General features: G+C 69.0%; 15 protein-coding genes. 8 read left to right on the forward strand and 7 right to left on the reverse strand.

Annotated elements, in window-relative coordinates; genetic code table 11:
- Positions 1–5: 5 nt before the first annotated feature.
- Positions 6–329: a PLD nuclease N-terminal domain-containing protein gene (locus tag LF262_RS04760; protein WP_235779085.1), complete on the forward strand. Its 324-nt coding sequence runs from the start codon at positions 6–8 to the stop codon at positions 327–329.
- A 62-nt stretch (positions 330–391) separates the two neighbouring features.
- Here the strand turns inward: LF262_RS04760 and LF262_RS17080 are convergent, their stop codons facing one another.
- A complete protein-coding gene (locus LF262_RS17080; RefSeq protein ID WP_235779086.1) occupies positions 392–1,288 on the reverse strand; it encodes a diacylglycerol/lipid kinase family protein in 897 nt (298 codons plus the stop codon).
- Positions 1,289–1,468: 180 nt separating this feature from the next.
- Here LF262_RS17080 and LF262_RS04770 point away from each other — a divergent pair, with 180 nt between their 5' ends.
- Complete coding sequence (locus LF262_RS04770; RefSeq protein ID WP_235779087.1) at positions 1,469–1,732, forward strand: GlsB/YeaQ/YmgE family stress response membrane protein; 264 nt, start codon at positions 1,469–1,471, stop codon at positions 1,730–1,732.
- Between the two features lie 112 nt (positions 1,733–1,844).
- Here the strand turns inward: LF262_RS04770 and LF262_RS04775 are convergent, their stop codons facing one another.
- Positions 1,845–2,144, reverse strand: a complete 300-nt coding sequence (locus tag LF262_RS04775) for a MerR family transcriptional regulator (RefSeq protein WP_235779088.1) — start codon at positions 2,142–2,144, stop codon at positions 1,845–1,847.
- A gap of 145 nt (positions 2,145–2,289) precedes the next feature.
- On the opposite strand from LF262_RS04775, the gene LF262_RS04780 reads away from it, so the two are divergent.
- The 4 genes from LF262_RS04780 (at position 2,290) to LF262_RS04795 (ending at position 3,792) form a co-directional block, all read left to right on the forward strand.
- Positions 2,290–2,712 carry an Hsp20/alpha crystallin family protein gene (locus LF262_RS04780; protein WP_235779089.1) on the forward strand — a complete coding sequence of 141 codons (423 nt, stop codon included), beginning with the start codon at positions 2,290–2,292 and terminating at the stop codon, positions 2,710–2,712.
- 70 nt (positions 2,713–2,782) lie between these two features.
- Positions 2,783–3,124, forward strand: coding sequence for a J domain-containing protein (locus tag LF262_RS04785; protein ID WP_235779090.1), 342 nt, complete (start codon positions 2,783–2,785; stop codon positions 3,122–3,124).
- A 54-nt stretch (positions 3,125–3,178) separates the two neighbouring features.
- Entirely contained in the window at positions 3,179–3,580 is a 402-nt protein-coding gene (locus tag LF262_RS04790) for a hypothetical protein (protein ID WP_235779091.1), read from the forward strand.
- A gap of 17 nt (positions 3,581–3,597) precedes the next feature.
- On the forward strand, positions 3,598–3,792 hold the full coding sequence (locus LF262_RS04795; RefSeq protein ID WP_235779092.1) for a hypothetical protein: 195 nt from the start codon (positions 3,598–3,600) through the stop codon (positions 3,790–3,792).
- 84 nt (positions 3,793–3,876) lie between these two features.
- Here the strand turns inward: LF262_RS04795 and LF262_RS04800 are convergent, their stop codons facing one another.
- From LF262_RS04800 to glgX (LF262_RS04820), 5 genes are all read right to left on the reverse strand, one after another.
- Positions 3,877–4,701, reverse strand: a complete 825-nt coding sequence (locus LF262_RS04800; RefSeq protein ID WP_235779093.1) for a YsnF/AvaK domain-containing protein — start codon at positions 4,699–4,701, stop codon at positions 3,877–3,879.
- Between the two features lie 317 nt (positions 4,702–5,018).
- The gene (gene treZ, locus LF262_RS04805; RefSeq protein WP_235779094.1) at positions 5,019–6,845 is read right to left on the reverse strand and encodes a malto-oligosyltrehalose trehalohydrolase; all 1,827 of its coding nucleotides are present in this window, start codon (positions 6,843–6,845) and stop codon (positions 5,019–5,021) included.
- Positions 6,842–9,229 (reverse strand): malto-oligosyltrehalose synthase, encoded by a 2,388-nt coding sequence (gene treY, locus LF262_RS04810; protein WP_235779095.1) that lies wholly within the window; start codon positions 9,227–9,229, stop codon positions 6,842–6,844. The genes treZ and treY overlap by 4 nt, the downstream gene beginning before the upstream one ends.
- Positions 9,230–9,251: 22 nt before the next feature.
- On the reverse strand, positions 9,252–11,462 hold the full coding sequence (gene glgX / locus LF262_RS04815) for a glycogen debranching protein GlgX (RefSeq protein WP_235779096.1): 2,211 nt from the start codon (positions 11,460–11,462) through the stop codon (positions 9,252–9,254).
- A gap of 98 nt (positions 11,463–11,560) precedes the next feature.
- The gene (gene glgX, locus LF262_RS04820) at positions 11,561–13,693 is read right to left on the reverse strand and encodes a glycogen debranching protein GlgX (protein WP_235779097.1); all 2,133 of its coding nucleotides are present in this window, start codon (positions 13,691–13,693) and stop codon (positions 11,561–11,563) included.
- A 133-nt stretch (positions 13,694–13,826) separates the two neighbouring features.
- Here glgX (LF262_RS04820) and LF262_RS04825 point away from each other — a divergent pair, with 133 nt between their 5' ends.
- On the forward strand, positions 13,827–14,522 hold the full coding sequence (locus LF262_RS04825; RefSeq protein ID WP_235779098.1) for a hypothetical protein: 696 nt from the start codon (positions 13,827–13,829) through the stop codon (positions 14,520–14,522).
- Between the two features lie 105 nt (positions 14,523–14,627).
- On the forward strand, positions 14,628–14,981 hold the full coding sequence (locus LF262_RS04830; protein WP_235779099.1) for a hypothetical protein: 354 nt from the start codon (positions 14,628–14,630) through the stop codon (positions 14,979–14,981).
- Positions 14,982–15,013 lie beyond the last annotated feature (32 nt).

The raw sequence follows: 15,013 nt of genomic DNA on the forward strand, positions 1-15,013 counted from the left end.
GCCGAATGGGATGGAACAAGAGGACCAAGAAGAAGTGGGCCGAGCTCAGCGGCGGGCAGCGCGTGGGCGTGGTGATCACCGGAGCCATCCAGATCACCCTCCAGGCCTTGGCCCTGCGGGATCTGGCCAAGCGCCCGGCCGAGCAGGTCAACGGGCCGAAGTTTGCCTGGGCGGGTGCTACATTCATCAACACCATCGGACCGATCGCGTACTTCCTCCTGGGCCGCAGGGCCGCGCCGGACCAGGCGCGGAAGGGCTCCGGCTCAGACGCGTCCTCGGCGGGCCTCAAGACGGCGACCGGGGTCTCGATCGGGAAGAAGCTCGGCTGACCGGGTCTGTCCGCGACGCTCGACGCCGGGGGCGCGCCTCGCGCTCCCGGCTTTCCTTGCATTCAACGAGGCACCCGCACGGTGAGCGCGCCCGGATCGACGCGGACGTCGAGGACGCTGCCGCGGCCTAGATGGTCGCCGTCCAGCTGGATGTCGTCCGGGTGCGCGGCGGCCACGCGCACTGCTCTGCCGGTAAGGTGCCCGAGATCGGGCTGTGAATGCCGGCGGAATCGGAGCAGGAGGGCCGCCGCGACCCGAAACCAGCCGGGGAGTCCCCGCGGGGCGACCGCGAGGACGTTCAGGATGCCGTCGTCCACCCGCGCACCGGGGAAGACCTCGATGTCACCCTGAATGCGGCCGCAGTTGCCGATCATGACCCCGCGCTGGCGCCGATCGAGCGCGAAACGGCCATCGATGTCGACGCGGATGCGGATGGAGTCTCCCGCGATGCTCTGGGCCGCCGATGCCACATAAGCGAGCCAGCCGGCTTTGGCCTTGAGGCCGCTGTCCGCGTTGGCCATCATCGTGGCGTCCAGTCCGAGACCCGCCATCACCACGAACGCGAGCTCGTCGCCATCGTCCACTCGTGCCCAGGCGAGGTCGATGCGGCGGTCCCGCCCCTCCAGTGCGACCCCGAGCGCCGCCTCGGGATCGTCGATCGGGAGGCTCAGGTTGCGTGCAAACAGGTTGCCAGTGCCAAGCGGCACCAGGCCGAGCGGGATCTCGGCGCCCGCCAGGACCCCGGAGACCGCACGAACGGTGCCGTCCCCGCCGCCCACCACAATCAGCTCCGCCCCGCCGTCGAGCGCCTCGACCGCCATGCCGGGCCCGGGATCCTGAGCGGTCGTCTCCAGGACCGTGGCTTCCGCCCCGTCGTCTGCACAGCGCTTCCGGAACGCGTCGACGAGTGCGTCGGCGCCCTCCTTGACCGGATTGACGATGAGCGCGCGCCTGTCCACAGTTCCCCTTCCGCCGGAAGCCCTTGACCTGAACGTTACCCGGACCCCGCGTCATAAAGATGTGGTGACGGCGCTCGCACAATCGGTGATCCAGCAAAGTCCCTGTGCTAGGAAGGAGACAGCTTGGCCACCACTGCAAGCAGTCCAACTGAACGTGTTCGCACCACACAAGGAGTAGGCATGAGCTTCATCGGATTCCTCATTCTCGGTCTCATTGCGGGGGCAATTGCCAAGGCGATCCTCCCCGGACGGCAGGGGGGCGGCTGGCTCGCAACCCTCGTCCTCGGCGTCATCGGCGCGCTTCTGGGCGGCTGGCTCGGCGGGATGATCTTCAAGGAAGATCTCATGGCGCACTTCTGGAGCCTCAGCGCCTGGCTCACCGCCATCATCGGCTCGCTCATTGTGCTCATCATCTGGGGGCTTGTCACCCGGCGTCGAGCCTGACTCCTCGCGCCAACCTGATCCCGCGCACACAGTAGAGGGGCGGTGCTGGGTCACTACCGGCGCCGCCCCTTTCTGTGTTTCGGATCACTGTCCGTTGCTGCGCTGCCGAGTCTCATCGGCGAACGCGTAGCCGAGAAACCTGGGCCCGCAGCTGGGCGTTCTCGTCCTCGAGGTCGAGGACGAGGCGTATGCCCTCGATGTTGAGTCCGGCATCAATCAAGTCGGCGATCCGGACGAGCCGCGTCATGTCGTCCTCGCTGTACCTCCTGGTGCCGCCCTCCGTGCGTGACGGCGTGAGAAGGCCCTTCCGCTCGTAGAGGCGCAGGCTGGAGAGCCCCATCCCGGACAGCTCGGCAGCGACTGAGATCGCATAGACGCCCTCTGACGGGTCGCGCTTGCGTTGCGTGGCCAATTCCGCCTACTTCCTTCCCCAGTGGTCTTGATCTGTGTCTTGAGATCAACTATATCTATGTCTGTAGAGACAGATCCATGGATGTGGAACCGTCCTACTGATGAATACTGGACATCCCGATATCGAACATCTGGAGGTGGCAGAGATGCTGATGCGAACCGATCCATTCCGTGAGCTCGACCGCCTGACGGAGCAGGTCTTCGGTAGCGCGTCGAGGCCCACGACCATGCCTATGGAGGCGTGGCGCGAGGACAGCGAATTCGTGGTGGAGTTCGACCTGCCGGGGGTGGACCCCGAGACGATCGACGTCGATGTGGAGCGCAACGTCCTGGCAGTCAAGGCGGAGCGGCAGTCGCACCGCCCGGACGGCGCCGAGGTGGTTGCCGCCGAGCGCCCGTCCGGCACGTTCGGCCGCGAGCTCATCCTCGGCGACGCCCTGGACACGGGCAAGGTCACAGCGAACTACGCGGACGGTGTCCTGACCCTGCGCATCCCGGTGGCCGAGGAGGCGAAGCCACGCAAGATCGAGGTCTCCACAACGCATTCGAAGAGGGAGATCGCGGCCTGAGGGACCGTGGCCCCGGCAGGGCCGCACATGGCCCTGCCGGGGCGCCGGCCTCCCCCACGCGGAGGCTGCCATGCGTGCAAAGGACTTCTACGAGGTGCTCGGGGTGGACCGCACGGCGAGCCTGCGGGAGATCCGCTCCGCCTATCGGCGGCTCGTGCGCGAACTGCACCCTGACGGTCGCACCGCAGTCTCCGAGTCTGATCGCGAACGGCTGCGGGAGGCGATTGAAGCCTACGCTGTGCTGGGCCGCGAGGATCGCAGGGCGTCCTACGATGCCGCTCGGGACCGCGCCGAGTCCGTCCTCTGGGCGCAGATGCCTCCGCGCCAGCCCGTGTGGCTTGCGCGAAGGCCGATGAACCAGCAGATGGACCAGGACGACCTCGTGCGGTTCCTCCTCCGCTGGTTCCGCTGACTCGTGAGAGGGAACATGCGTGGAGAGCACATCCACCCAGATGAAGGAGAGGCCGTGAGCCCAGAGAAGAGCGGCTGGCGCCGCTACGACAGCACCCTGTTCCCCGTGTTCCACGAGAGGTTCGAGGAGAAGTGGGGCGAGGGCACCGCACCGTTCCTTGACCCCAGCGTCTACGACAACGAGCAGCCCAAGCCTCGTGCCCAGTGGATCAACGTCGATACAGGGGCGGCGGTCGCGGTCGTGCCCGTGTGGGAGGACGACTCCGCCGCACGCTCGTTCGCGGTCTTCTACCTGCCGCCCACCGGCGGGATATGGGTGCTGCGGCCGCCAGGGCTCTCGAGCTATGTCGAGGCGGTGGCCAACGGAACGGCTGCGAGCGAGGATGCGGTGGCCCTCCGTAACGACTCGTTCCACAAGGCCGTGGCCCACGCCGAGGCATTCATCTACGGCACGTAGAAAGGAGAACTTGAGACATGGCCCGAATCACCATCGACGGGATCCTCTACGACGTCGAGGGAACGGATGCTCCCGCGCTCGCGCAGAGCGTGGCTGAGGCTTTGGAGGGGGGTGCCGCGTGCACCCTTGAGGCGAGCCGGTTCGGCGGGCCCGTGCCCGTCCAGGGCCGATTGGTCATCGGCGCGAGCCAATCGTTCTTCGTCACGGGCTGAGGCCGAGCCCAGACACGGGGAAGGGGCGCGGGCAGGCGGTGTTCGCCGTGCCCACGCCCCTTCTTCATCGAGGGAGCCAGACGGTCAGGGCTTCTTGCGGCCCTCGTCGAATCCCTCGGTCTCGATGTGCTCCTTCGAGACGTCCTCGTTCACGGTCTTTTCACCGGTTCGGGTCTCGGTCCCGAGCTTGACCCGCTCCACCGGGACGGTCTCCTTGTCCACCACGGGACGCTCCTCGTGGAGGGTGACCTCGTGCTCCTCCTCCGAGAGGTCGGCCCCGCCCATGGCAGCACCGCGATTCTGCTCCGTGATGGGCTCGCGCTCCACACGGACCTCTTCGCGCTGGACCGGCACGGTCTTCTGCACGTTTTCCGTGGTGACGTACTTGCGGAGCCGGGCACGCCCGACTTCCTCCCGCTCGGTGCCGACGTTGAGCCGCTCCTCCGAACGGGTCATCGCGTCGTCCGTGTTGGGCCCCGAGGTGTCATGGCCGGTGGTCCGCCTGTCGGTCCGCCCGGTATCACCCTCGACGGCCGTCTCGTCGCCGGTGTGGCGGGTGCCCCGCCCGTTCCCATCCGCGATTCCGCTGCGGGCAGTGCGGCCGTAGTGCGTGTAGAGCCGGTCCTCCTCGTCGGGCTCGAGGTGCCCGTCCGGATCGACCCGTGGCGCGTCCTTGACCTGGTCCTTCGTGTACGGGACCACGAGATCTTCGCCCTGCCGGTTCGCTCCCTCGAGGGGGACGAACGACTCCTTCGTGCCGAAGAGCCCGGTCTTGACCGTCACCCACGTGGGGTTGTCGGTCTCGTCGTCGACGTACAGCTCTCCGAGCCCGCCGATCTTCTCGCCGCCCTGTCCCAGGATGTTTCCCTTGGCACGGCCGAGGGTCTCGATGTCTTCACGTGTGACCATGGGTGTTGTCTCCTTCAGGTCAATCAGTTTCGGCTGTCGAGCGCCCCGCTTTCTTGAGGGCTGGGGCCGCTAATTCGGCCCCACGAGTCATCTACACAACCAGCCCGGGGGCGCTCGGCGCAAGGCCCACACCCCCGGGCCGCGGAGATCGCGCGGCGATGTTTACGCGCCACACCAGCGGGGCAATCATCGGGCGGTTTCTGCATTCTTCGGCGATTTCGCTGGGCTGGCCAAATCGGACGTCGCGGGCTCTTCCCAAATGCCGGTGCTGGCCATACAATGCCGTGACGCGAGGGAGCACGTTAGGCACTAAGCCGTTAGGCACTAAGCACGACGGCGGCCACTCCCGGCAGCAGCACGGCCTCACCGGAGGCGTTGCCAACCACCGTGCACCCCGGGTCTGTGGCGGCCAGGGCCCGTCCGCCGAACCCTGTGGGCAGCGGGACCTCGACGGGGCCGGGCCCGAGGCCCACGCAGACGATCGCCCCGGGGCGCCGCCATGTGATCCAGCGTGAGCCGGCGCCCTCACCAGTGCCCTCGACGCCGCCGGCGAGCACCTCGGTTTCGTCCAGTCGGCCCGACCACAGGCCAGGCTGCTCGGCGCGCACCCGGATGAGCCGCCGGTACAGCGCGAGGAGGCGGGCGCCGTCGTGCGTTTCCGCCTCAGACCAGTCCAGGATCGAGCGGAGCCGGGTCTCGGGATCCTGCGGGTCTGGCACCAGGGCGGGGTCCCAGCCCATCCGCTCGAACTCGGCGAGGCGGCCCTTGCGCGTTGCCTCGGCAAGCTCGGGCTCCGGGTGCGAGGTGAAGAACTGCCACGGGGTCGTGGCGCCGTACTCCTCCCCCATGAACAGCATTGGCGTGAACGGCGAGGCCAGGGTCAGGACGGCTGCGACCGCGAGCCCGTCCCACCCGAGGACGGCGCTCGGCCGGTCGCCGACCGCGCGGTTGCCCACCTGATCGTGGTTCTGGCTCGACACCACGAGCTGGGTCGGCCTGACGCGCTCCGGGTCGAGCGGGCGGCCGTGGTGCCTGCCTCGGAAACTCGAGTAGGTGCCGTCGTGGAAGTACCCGCCGAGCATCACCTTGGCGAGCGCGTCCGGGTCGGCGAAGTCGGCGTAGTAGCCCTCCGCCTCCCCGGTCAGGGCCACGTGGATCGCGTGGTGGACGTCGTCATTCCACTGGCCGGCGAGCCCATAGCCGCCTGCCCGGCGCGGGGACACGATGCGCGGATCGTTGAGGTCGGACTCGGCGACGAGGAACGTGCGGCGGCCGCTCCCGTGCTCCACGTCCTCGGCCATGAGCTGGAGCTCCTCGAGCAGCGTCAGGGCCCTGTGGTCCTGGAAGGCGTGGACGGCGTCGAGCCGGAGGCCGTCCACGTGGTAGTCCTGAAGCCACATGCGGGCGTTGTCGAGGATGAGCGCACGGACCTCGTCGGAGCCCGGGCCGTCGAGGTTGACGGCGTCGCCCCACCCGGTCGCCGCCCCGGGGAGGAGGTACGGCCCGAAGAGTGGCAGGTAGTTCCCGCTTGGCCCGAGGTGGTTGTAGACCACGTCCTGGATCACGCCGATCCCGGCCGCATGGGCGGCGTCCACGAAGCGCTGGTAGGCCGCCGGGCCGCCATAGCCCTCGTGCACCGCGTACCACAGGACCCCGTCGTAGCCCCAGTTGTGCGGCCCGTTGAAGGCGTTGACCGGCAGGAGCTCGACGAAGCCCACGCCGAGGTCCGCGAGGTACGGCAGCCGCTCCGCCGCGGCGTCGAAGGTCCCTTGGCTCGTGAAGGTGCCCACGTGCAGCTCGTAGATGACCGAGCCAGCGAGGTCGCGGCCGGTCCAGTCGCCGTCGGCCCACGCATGGCGGTCCGGGTCGAAGCCCGCGGAGAGCGCGTGGACGCCGTCCGGCTGGCGGGGGGACCGCGGGTCGGGGAACGGCCCTTCGCCGTCCAGGACGTAGCCGTACCGCTCCCCCGCAGCGAGGGCACCTGCCACGCGGGCGGCCTCGGACGACGGCGGCATCCACCACCCGCCGTCGGCCTCCTCGAGCGGTAGGGTCTCGGCTTCCGGCCCCGTGCCGAGCACGAGCTCGACGCGCGAGGGGATCGGTGCCCAGACGCTGCCTTCGGGCCTGGGATCCTGGTGCATCATGACGCCTCCTCTGGAACGAGCAGTGCTACCGGCAGCGAGGCGAGTACCTCGCCCACGGCCGCCTCGCCCGCATCGAACGTCTGCCCGGTGAACGCGTCCCGGACCGGGCGGGCAAGCCGGACCGTCGTCGTGCCCCAGCCGCCGGAGCGTTCGAGCCCCACGGGAAGCCGGGTCGCGAGCACCGCGGCGCCGCGCTCGCCGCGCCGGAACCCGATCAGATGTGCCGCAGCGGCACCCGAAGCCTCGATCGGCGCGTAGCCGGTGAACAGCTCGGGGCGGTCTCGGCGCAGCCGCAGCGTGCGCGAGACGACAAGGAGCTTGGCCTCCTCCGAGAGGGGGCCACGGATCGGGGCGCCGGCATCGAGCGCAGCGAGCGCCTCGGCGCGGGCGGCGAAGTCCACATCGCGCCGGTTGTCCGGATCGCACAGCGACCGGTCCCAGAACTCGGTGCCCTGGTACACGTCAGGGACGCCGGGCATGGCGAGCTGGAGGACCTTCGCCGAGAGCGCGTTCGAGGCGCCGAACGAGGCCACCCGGTCCGCGAACGCCGTCATGATCTGGTGCGCCTCGCTGTGGGGGTCCACGGCGGCGTCGACGAGCGCGCGGACGGCGTCCTCGAACGCGGTGTCCTGAGCCGTCCAGAGGGTGTGGACCCCGGCCTCGCGCGCTGCCTTCTCGGCGTATCCCACGAGGCGGTCCCTGTCCGCCGGCCAGGCGCCGAGGATCGCCTGCCACAGCAGATTCGCAAGGGGGCCGTCAACCCGTGGGCCCTCGGCCGGCGCCGCCGCCTCGAGCAGCTGGAGAAGGACCTTGGTCCATTCGTCGGCGAGCTCGGAGAGAACGGTGATGCGGGCGCGCGTGTCCTCGCTGCGCTTCGTGTCGTGTGTGGTGAGTGAGGTCATCGAGTGCGGCTGGCGCCGTTCGCGCTCGGCAAGGGCCTCGTGGAATTCCCCCGGGCTCACCGCGAACACCGTGGGGTCGCCACCGACTTCTGTGAGCGTTCCGAGGCGGGTGTACCGGTAGAACGCGGTGTCCTCGACGGCCTTGGCCATGATCATCCCGGTGGTCTGCTGGAAGCGGCGGCACAGCTCCTCCCCCGGATCGGCGAGCCGTGGCGCGATCTGCTCAATGGTGTCCTGGAGGTCGGGGCGCATGGCGCCGGCCTCCCGGCATGCGCGCACCAGGACGGCCAGATCGTGGTGGGCCGCCCCGTCGTCGCCAGCGCGCCCAGGGGCGAGGTAGGTGCGGTAGACCGGGAAGTGCGCGGCGATCTCCGCGAGGGCGTCCGCGAGTTCGGCAACGGGCGCTGACTCCGGAGCTGCCTCGTCAGGATCGCCGGCGGGCGCGGCCGCGAGGCGGGCGAGCCGGAGGATTTCGGCGCGGAGGAGGCCGTCGGCCATCCAGCGCTTGGTCTCGTGGATCATGGCGGCATAGTCGGCAGGCTCCCCGCGGAGTCGCGTGTCGAGCGCCGTGAGCGGCTCCTCACCGGCGGGGTCCACGAGCACTCGGTCCACGAGGCCGAGCGCGTCGTACCCCGTGGTGCCCTCGCACTCGAAGTCCTCGGGGAGGCTCTCGCCTGGTTCGAGGATCTTCTCCACGAGCGTGTAGGCACCCGAGGAGAGCTCGCGGAGCCGCTCGAGGTACTCCGCCGGGTCGAAGAGCCCATCCGGGTGGTCGATCCGGAGGCCGTCCACGAGCCCTTCCTCGATCCAGCGTCGCACCTCGGCGTGGCTCTGGTCGAAGACCCAGGGGACTTCCACCCGGACCCCGGCGAGGGTGTTGACGGCGAAGAACCGGCGGTAGTTCAGCCGCGTGTCTGCCTCGCGCCAGGGTATGAGGCGGTAGTGCTGCCGGTCGTGGACCTCCTGGGGGGTGTCCCCTACGCTCCACGAGCCGGCCGCCAGGGGGTAGGAGTGCTCGTAGTAGCGCAGCCGCGTCCCCTCGACGCGCAGCAGCCCGAGGTCTTCCTGTGAGCCGAGGGTCGGGATCAGCACCTTGCCACCGCCAGCGTCCCAGTCCACGTCGAACGCCTCGGCGTAGCGCGAGGCGCGCCCCTCCCGCAGGAGGGACCACCACCACGGGTTCTCCTCAGGCACCGCCACGCCGAGGTGGTTCGGCACGATGTCCACGAGCACGCCCATCCCGGCCCCGCGGGCCGCGGCCGCGAGCGCCGCGAGGCCCTCCCGGCCCCCTCGCTCCCGATCCACGCGGGCCGGGCCCGAGACGTCGTAGCCGTGCTCCGAGGAGCCCACCGATTCCAGCAGGGGCGAGAGGTAGAGCCAGTCGACGCCGAGGGAGGACAGGTACGGCACGAGCGCCGCGCCGTCGTCCAGCGTGAACTCGGGGCGGATCTGCAGGCGGTAGGTCGAGGCGGGGGTCTTCACAGGGCTCCTTCTCGCGGCGGGACTACTTCCCGGCGAGGCTCGAGGACGGCTGGTTCGTGGTGCTGGAGCTGGCCTGGGCGGCCAAGGACGCGGCGACCGAGTGGTCCACTTCTTCCGCCACCGGCTCGTGGGCCCGGAGCACGGCCATGCTCTTGGCTGCCACCGTCAGCACGGCCTCGGCCTTGATCTCGATCTCTCCCGCGGCCTGCCCGGAGGTGTCCAGGAGCATGTCCCACCCGGGCGCATAGTCCTCGCCGGGGAGGTGGAAGTCCACATCGGAGTCGTCGGCGTTGAAGTACATCAGGAAGTGGGCGTCCGTGATGGGGCGCCCGTACATGTCCCGGCCGCGGATGCCGTGGCCGTTGAGGAACACTCCCACGCTGCGGCCCAGGGCGATGTCCCAGTCCTCGGGGACCATGGGCTCGCCGTCAGCTCGAATCCACTCGATGTCCGGCAGCGGCTGCCCCTCGCCTCGGGGGGCGGGCCGGCCGTCGAAGAAGCGGCTGCGCCGGAAGGTGGGGTGCTCGGCGCGAAGCCGGGTCACGGCGGCGGTGAACTCGACCAGCGGGAGGTCCGCGCTCTGCCAGTCGATCCAGGAGAGCTCGTTGTCCTGGCAGTACACGTTGTTGTTGCCCTGCTGGGTGCGGCCCAGCTCGTCGCCGTGGGCGATCATGGGCACGCCCTGGGAGAGCAGGAGGGTGGCGATGAAGTTGCGCTGCTGGCGCGCGCGCAGCTCGAGGACCGCCGGATCGTCAGTGGGGCCCTCGGCGCCGCAGTTCCACGAGCGGTTGTGGCTCTCGCCGTCGTTGTTGTCCTCGCCGTTGGCGTCATTGTGCTTCTCGTTGTAGGAGACGAGGTCGCGCAGCGTGAAGCCGTCGTGGGCGGTGACGAAGTTGATGGACGCGACCGGGCGGCGGCCGTTGTGCTGGTAGAGATCCGCGGAGCCGGTCAGGCGGGAGGCGAACTCACCGAGGGATGAGGGCTCGCCGCGCCAGAAGTCGCGCACGGTGTCGCGGTACATGCCGTTCCACTCGGTCCACTGCGGAGGGAAGTTGCCCACCTGGTAGCCCCCGGGACCCACGTCCCACGGCTCTGCGATGAGCTTGACCTGGGAGACTACCGGGTCCTGCTGGATGAGTTCGAAGAAGCTCGAGAGCTTGTCCACGTCGTAGAACTCGCGGGCCAGGGTCGCGGCGAGGTCGAACCTGAACCCGTCCACGTGCATCTCGGTGACCCAGTAGCGTAGCGAGTCCATGATGAGCTGCAGCGCGTGGGGGTGGCGGACGTTGAGGGAGTTCCCCGTGCCCGTGTAGTCCATGTAGTACTGCGGGTCGTCCTCCACCATGCGGTAGTAGGCGCCGTTGTCGATGCCCCTGAAGGACAGGGTGGGGCCCAGGTGGTTCCCCTCGGCCGTGTGGTTGTAGACCACGTCGAGGATCACCTCGATGCCCGCCCGGTGGAGCGTGCGGACCATGGCTTTGAACTCCTGGACCTGTTGGCCGGTGTCCCCGCTCGAGGAGTAGCCGGCGTGCGGGGCGAAGAACCCGATCGTGTTGTAGCCCCAGTAGTTGTGCAGGCCCTTGTCCTGCAGCGTGCTGTCGTCCACGAACTGGTGGACGGGCATGAGCTCGAGGGCGGTGACGCCAAGCTTGGTGAGGTGATTCACGACGGCGGGGTGGGCCACGCCCGCGTACGTTCCCCGCAGCTCGTCGGGCACCTCGGGGTGCCGCTCGGTGAGGCCCTTGACGTGCGCCTCGTAGACCACGGTGCGGTGGTACGGGACGCCCAGCGGGGCGTCACCCTGCCAGTCGAAGAAGGGGCTCGTGACCACGCCGAGCATCATGTGCGGCGCTGAGTCCTCGTCGTTGCGGCTGTCTAGGTCGCCGAAGGTGTAGGAGAAGAGCGGCTGGGCCCAGTCGGGCTGGCCCATGACGGCCTTGGCGTAGGGGTCCAGCAGCAGCTTGTTCGGGTTGCAGCGCTGCCCCGTGGCGGGGTCGTAGGTACCGTGGACGCGGTAGCCATAGAGCTGGCCGGGCTGGACGTTGGGGAGGTAGCAGTGCCACACGAACCCGTCCACCTCGGTCAGCGTGACGCGCTCCTCGTTCCGGTCCGCGTCGAACAGGCAGAGTTCCACCGACTCGGCGGCCTCGCTGAAGATCGCGAAGTTCGTGCCGGTGCCGTCGAAGGTGGCGCCGAGGGGGTAGGCCGTGCCGGGCCAGATGTCCTTCTCCATGTGTCAGCTCCTTGCTGTGCGGCCCGTGGAGGGCCGTGTGGGCATCCTAGCGAGTCTATGTGATGCCAGGATGTCCCTCTGACGCCCGGGTTGGCGGCCTACCCCTCCCGTGACCCCTCAAGCACCACGGCGCTGCGAGCCGGAACCGTGAACACCTCGTTCGCGGCCGCGGTCTCTCCCACAAGGTGGCTCGCGCACGTGGTGATGGTGGTGGTCCACTTCTCGGGGAAGTGGCCGCCGGGGACGTGGTAGTCAACGTCGTTGTCCGCGGCGTTGAGGATCACGAGGAAGTCCGAGTCCCCCGGTGAACCGTGCCTGCCCACGGCCGGGACCGCGTTGCCGTTGAGGAAGAAGGCGAGGGACTTGGCCCAGTCCTGGTCCCAGTCCTCGGGTCCCATGGACGTCCCGTCTGCGTCGAGCCAGGCGATGTCGGGAAGCGGATCGCCTTCGGCGGGGTCCACGGCGCAGCCGTCGAAGAAGTGCCGGCGGCGGAACACCGGGTGCGCGTTGCGCAGCGCCAGGAGGCGGCGGGTGAAGTCGAGGAGCGCGGAATCGGCGCTCTCCCAGTCGATCCAGGTGATGTCATTGTCCTGGCAGTAGCCATTGTTGTTCCCGCCCTGGGTGCGTCCGAGCTCGTCGCCGTGGGAGATCATGGGCACACCCTGGGAGAGCACGAGGGTCAGGAGCAGGTTGCGCTGCTGGCGTGCGCGCAGCTCGAGCACGGTGGGATCGTCCGTGGGGCCCTCGATGCCGCAGTTCCACGAGCGGTTGTCGTCCGTGCCGTCCCGGTTGTCCTCGCCGTTCGCCTCGTTGTGCTTCTCGTTGTAGGAGACCAGGTCGCGCAGGGTGAAGCCGTCATGCGCCGTGACGAAGTTGATGGACGCGCTAGGCCTGCGGCCTTCCGCCTCGTAGAGGTCTGCGGAGCCCGCCACGCGCATCGACAGTTCCCGGAGCTTGCCGGGCTCCCCGCGCCAGAAGTCCCGGACGCAGTCGCGGAACTTGCCGTTCCACTCGGTCCATTGCGGGGGGAAGTTGCCCACTTGGTATCCGTCGGGGCCCACATCCCACGGCTCGGCGATGAGCTTGACGCGGGAGAGGACGGGGTCCGCCGCGACGAGCTCGAAGAACGGCGAGACCATGTCCACGTTCCCTTCCTCGCGGGCGAGCGTCGCCGCGAGGTCGAACCGGAACCCGTCAACGTGCATTTCTGTGACCCAGTACCTCAGCGAGTCGAGTACGAGACCGAGGGTGAGCGGGTGGCCCACATTCACCGAATTGCCCGTGCCGGTGTAGTCCATGTAGTGGAACTCGTCACCGGGGACGAGGTGGTAGTACGCGGCGTTGTCGATTCCGCGGTAGCTCAGCTGCGGGCCCAGATGGTTGCCCTCCGCGGTGTGGTTGTAGACCACGTCGAGGATCACCTCGATGCCCGCACGGTGGTAGGCCTTGACGAGCTCCTTGAACTCGTAGATCTGCTGCCCGTGGTCGCCGGAGGACGAGTAGAACGAGTGCGGCGCGAAGAAGCAGATCGTGTTGTAGCCCCAGTAGTTCGCCAGGCCCTTGTCCAGCAGCGTCGAGTCGTTGACGAACTGGTGCACCGGCATGAGCTCGATCGCGGTCACCCCCAGCTCGGTGAGGTGGCGCACGACGGCGGGATGTGCGGCGCCCGTGTACGTCCCCCGGAGTGCTTCGGGAACCTCGGGGTGAAGCTGCGTCAATCCCTTGAGATGGGTTTCGTAGATGACGGTCTCGTTGTACGGCGTGCGCGGCGGCGCATCCCCCTCCCAGTCGTACTCGCCGTGGTCCACGACCACCGAGAGCATGCTGTGTCCGAGCGAGTCGGAAGTGTCGATGACCTCGGGTTCCCCGAAGCGGTAGGCGTGCATCTCCTGGCCCCACTCGTTGCGTCCCGAGACCGCTAGGGAGTGGGGATCGAGGAGGAGTTTCGAGGGGTTGAAGCGGAGCCCGTGGGCGGGATCCCAGGGTCCGTGCACCCTGTACCCGTAGTGCTGGCCCGGACGCGCGCCGGCAATCGCGCCCTCCCACCGTACGGCCTGTTCACCGGCGGTTGGTTCCGCCCGGATCAGGTCCACGCAGTGCTGTTCGCTCGTCTCGTGGTCCACGAGGCACACTTCAACACGCTCCGCGGCTGGCGCGGTTGCGAGGGCAAAGTCGGTGCCGGAATCGCTCGGCCGGGCGCCCCAGAAGGATCCCTGGGTGTTCGAGTCCATGTGGCGACACTAGCGGACGCCACCGACAACCGTCTGAACGGTCCCACAGATGGACGTTGTCCCTCAGCCTTGGCCGCTGGCTCCAGCGGGGCTAGCGTGGATGGTGGAGGCCCTTGGGGGAGGAGAGACTCTCGTGGATCTGGAGTTCACCGAGGTCGACGCGCCGCCACCGCGCAGGACGTGGCTGTGGCTCGCGATTGGCTGTGTCGCCACACTCATGCTCGTGCTGGTACTCGTCTCCCCCGCGGCTGCGGCGGTCACGGGGCTCGTGGTTCTCGCAGCAATACCACTCGCGATCATCGCCGGAACACCACGCACGACGGCGCCGCTCGCCGTCGCTGCCTCCATCGCCCTCGTGACGTTGGGAGCCTCCGCGGTCTCGCTCGTGATCGAGTCCCGGGCCCCCAGAACTGTCTCCGGACCCGCCTTGTCCGCCAACAGCGGGACGCCTCCGCCCGCCGTCGGCCGTCCCTCCCCCTCACAGGGCGCGGTGATGCCGCTGCCCGAGCCGGCGGACATCAAGCCCGCGCCGCCCACCCCCGAGCAGGCATCTCCCCCGCCGCCCTCCCCGCCTGAGGTGCCGGCAGTCGCGGAGCCAGCGCCATCGTCCGTACCCGAGCCAGCCCCAGAACCGGCGCCCGCGCCGGCACCTGCGCCAGCCCCACCATCGGCGCCCGCACCGCCACCTGCATCTGCGAACACGGTGGTGCAAACCCCTCCGAACCAGACGACCGCCGGCTGGGGCCAGATCCCCCAGGACGCGCGGGCCCAGCTGTGCGCGGCCGCGGCGCAGGCCGGGCAGAAGGCCCCTCCTGGGCAATGCCGCTGACCCCGGTCCGCGTCACAGTCCGGTCGAGTCGATTCAGGGGCTCCATGAGGCACGTGCAAGCGCTTACGCTTTAGCTCGGGACCCCACGGGGACAGGAGGCCCGCGATGACGTATCGGCTCCTCGCCTTGGGCGACAAGGTGACGTTCTTCGACACCGGCCGCCATCCGTTCAACGTCCGCGCGGTCTCTCAGGACCGGCGCATCGTGATCCTCTCGAGGCCCGTAGACATGGGGACGTCCGCGGAGTACACGATGATCGACTGGGAGCGCGGGGTGCGTGGATCCGACGGCACGAGTGGGCAGGGCATCCGGATCACGTCACAGGCCCACCACCGCCTACACCGCTTCTTCAAAGAGCAGGGCGTACTGCGCGAGGGTGACGTGCCGGCGACGCAGTCGGTCCTCGCGTTCGGGGACTGGAGGCCTGTGCTCATTGCGACCGTCAACGGGCGGCCATAGGCCGGCACATGATGCACCCTCGCTCTTGACGC

The sequence above is a fragment of the Sinomonas notoginsengisoli genome (assembly GCF_021554725.1).
Lineage (GTDB): Bacteria > Actinomycetota > Actinomycetes > Actinomycetales > Micrococcaceae > Sinomonas > Sinomonas notoginsengisoli.

Excerpts from the sequence above, each read along its gene's own strand:
- LF262_RS04760 (WP_235779085.1), top strand. The coding sequence starts at position 6 with ATGGGATGGAACAAGAGGACCAAGAAGAAGTGGGCCGAGCTCAGCGGC.
- LF262_RS04770 (WP_235779087.1), top strand. The coding sequence starts at position 1,469 with ATGAGCTTCATCGGATTCCTCATTCTCGGTCTCATTGCGGGGGCAATT.
- LF262_RS04780 (WP_235779089.1), top strand. The coding sequence starts at position 2,290 with ATGCTGATGCGAACCGATCCATTCCGTGAGCTCGACCGCCTGACGGAG.
- LF262_RS04785 (WP_235779090.1), top strand. The coding sequence starts at position 2,783 with ATGCGTGCAAAGGACTTCTACGAGGTGCTCGGGGTGGACCGCACGGCG.
- LF262_RS04795 (WP_235779092.1), top strand. The coding sequence starts at position 3,598 with ATGGCCCGAATCACCATCGACGGGATCCTCTACGACGTCGAGGGAACG.
- LF262_RS04800 (WP_235779093.1), bottom strand. The coding sequence starts at position 4,701 with ATGGTCACACGTGAAGACATCGAGACCCTCGGCCGTGCCAAGGGAAAC.
- treZ (WP_235779094.1), bottom strand. The coding sequence starts at position 6,845 with ATGATGCACCAGGATCCCAGGCCCGAAGGCAGCGTCTGGGCACCGATC.
- glgX (WP_235779096.1), bottom strand. The coding sequence starts at position 11,462 with ATGGAGAAGGACATCTGGCCCGGCACGGCCTACCCCCTCGGCGCCACC.
- glgX (WP_235779097.1), bottom strand. The coding sequence starts at position 13,693 with ATGGACTCGAACACCCAGGGATCCTTCTGGGGCGCCCGGCCGAGCGAT.
- LF262_RS04830 (WP_235779099.1), top strand. The coding sequence starts at position 14,628 with ATGACGTATCGGCTCCTCGCCTTGGGCGACAAGGTGACGTTCTTCGAC.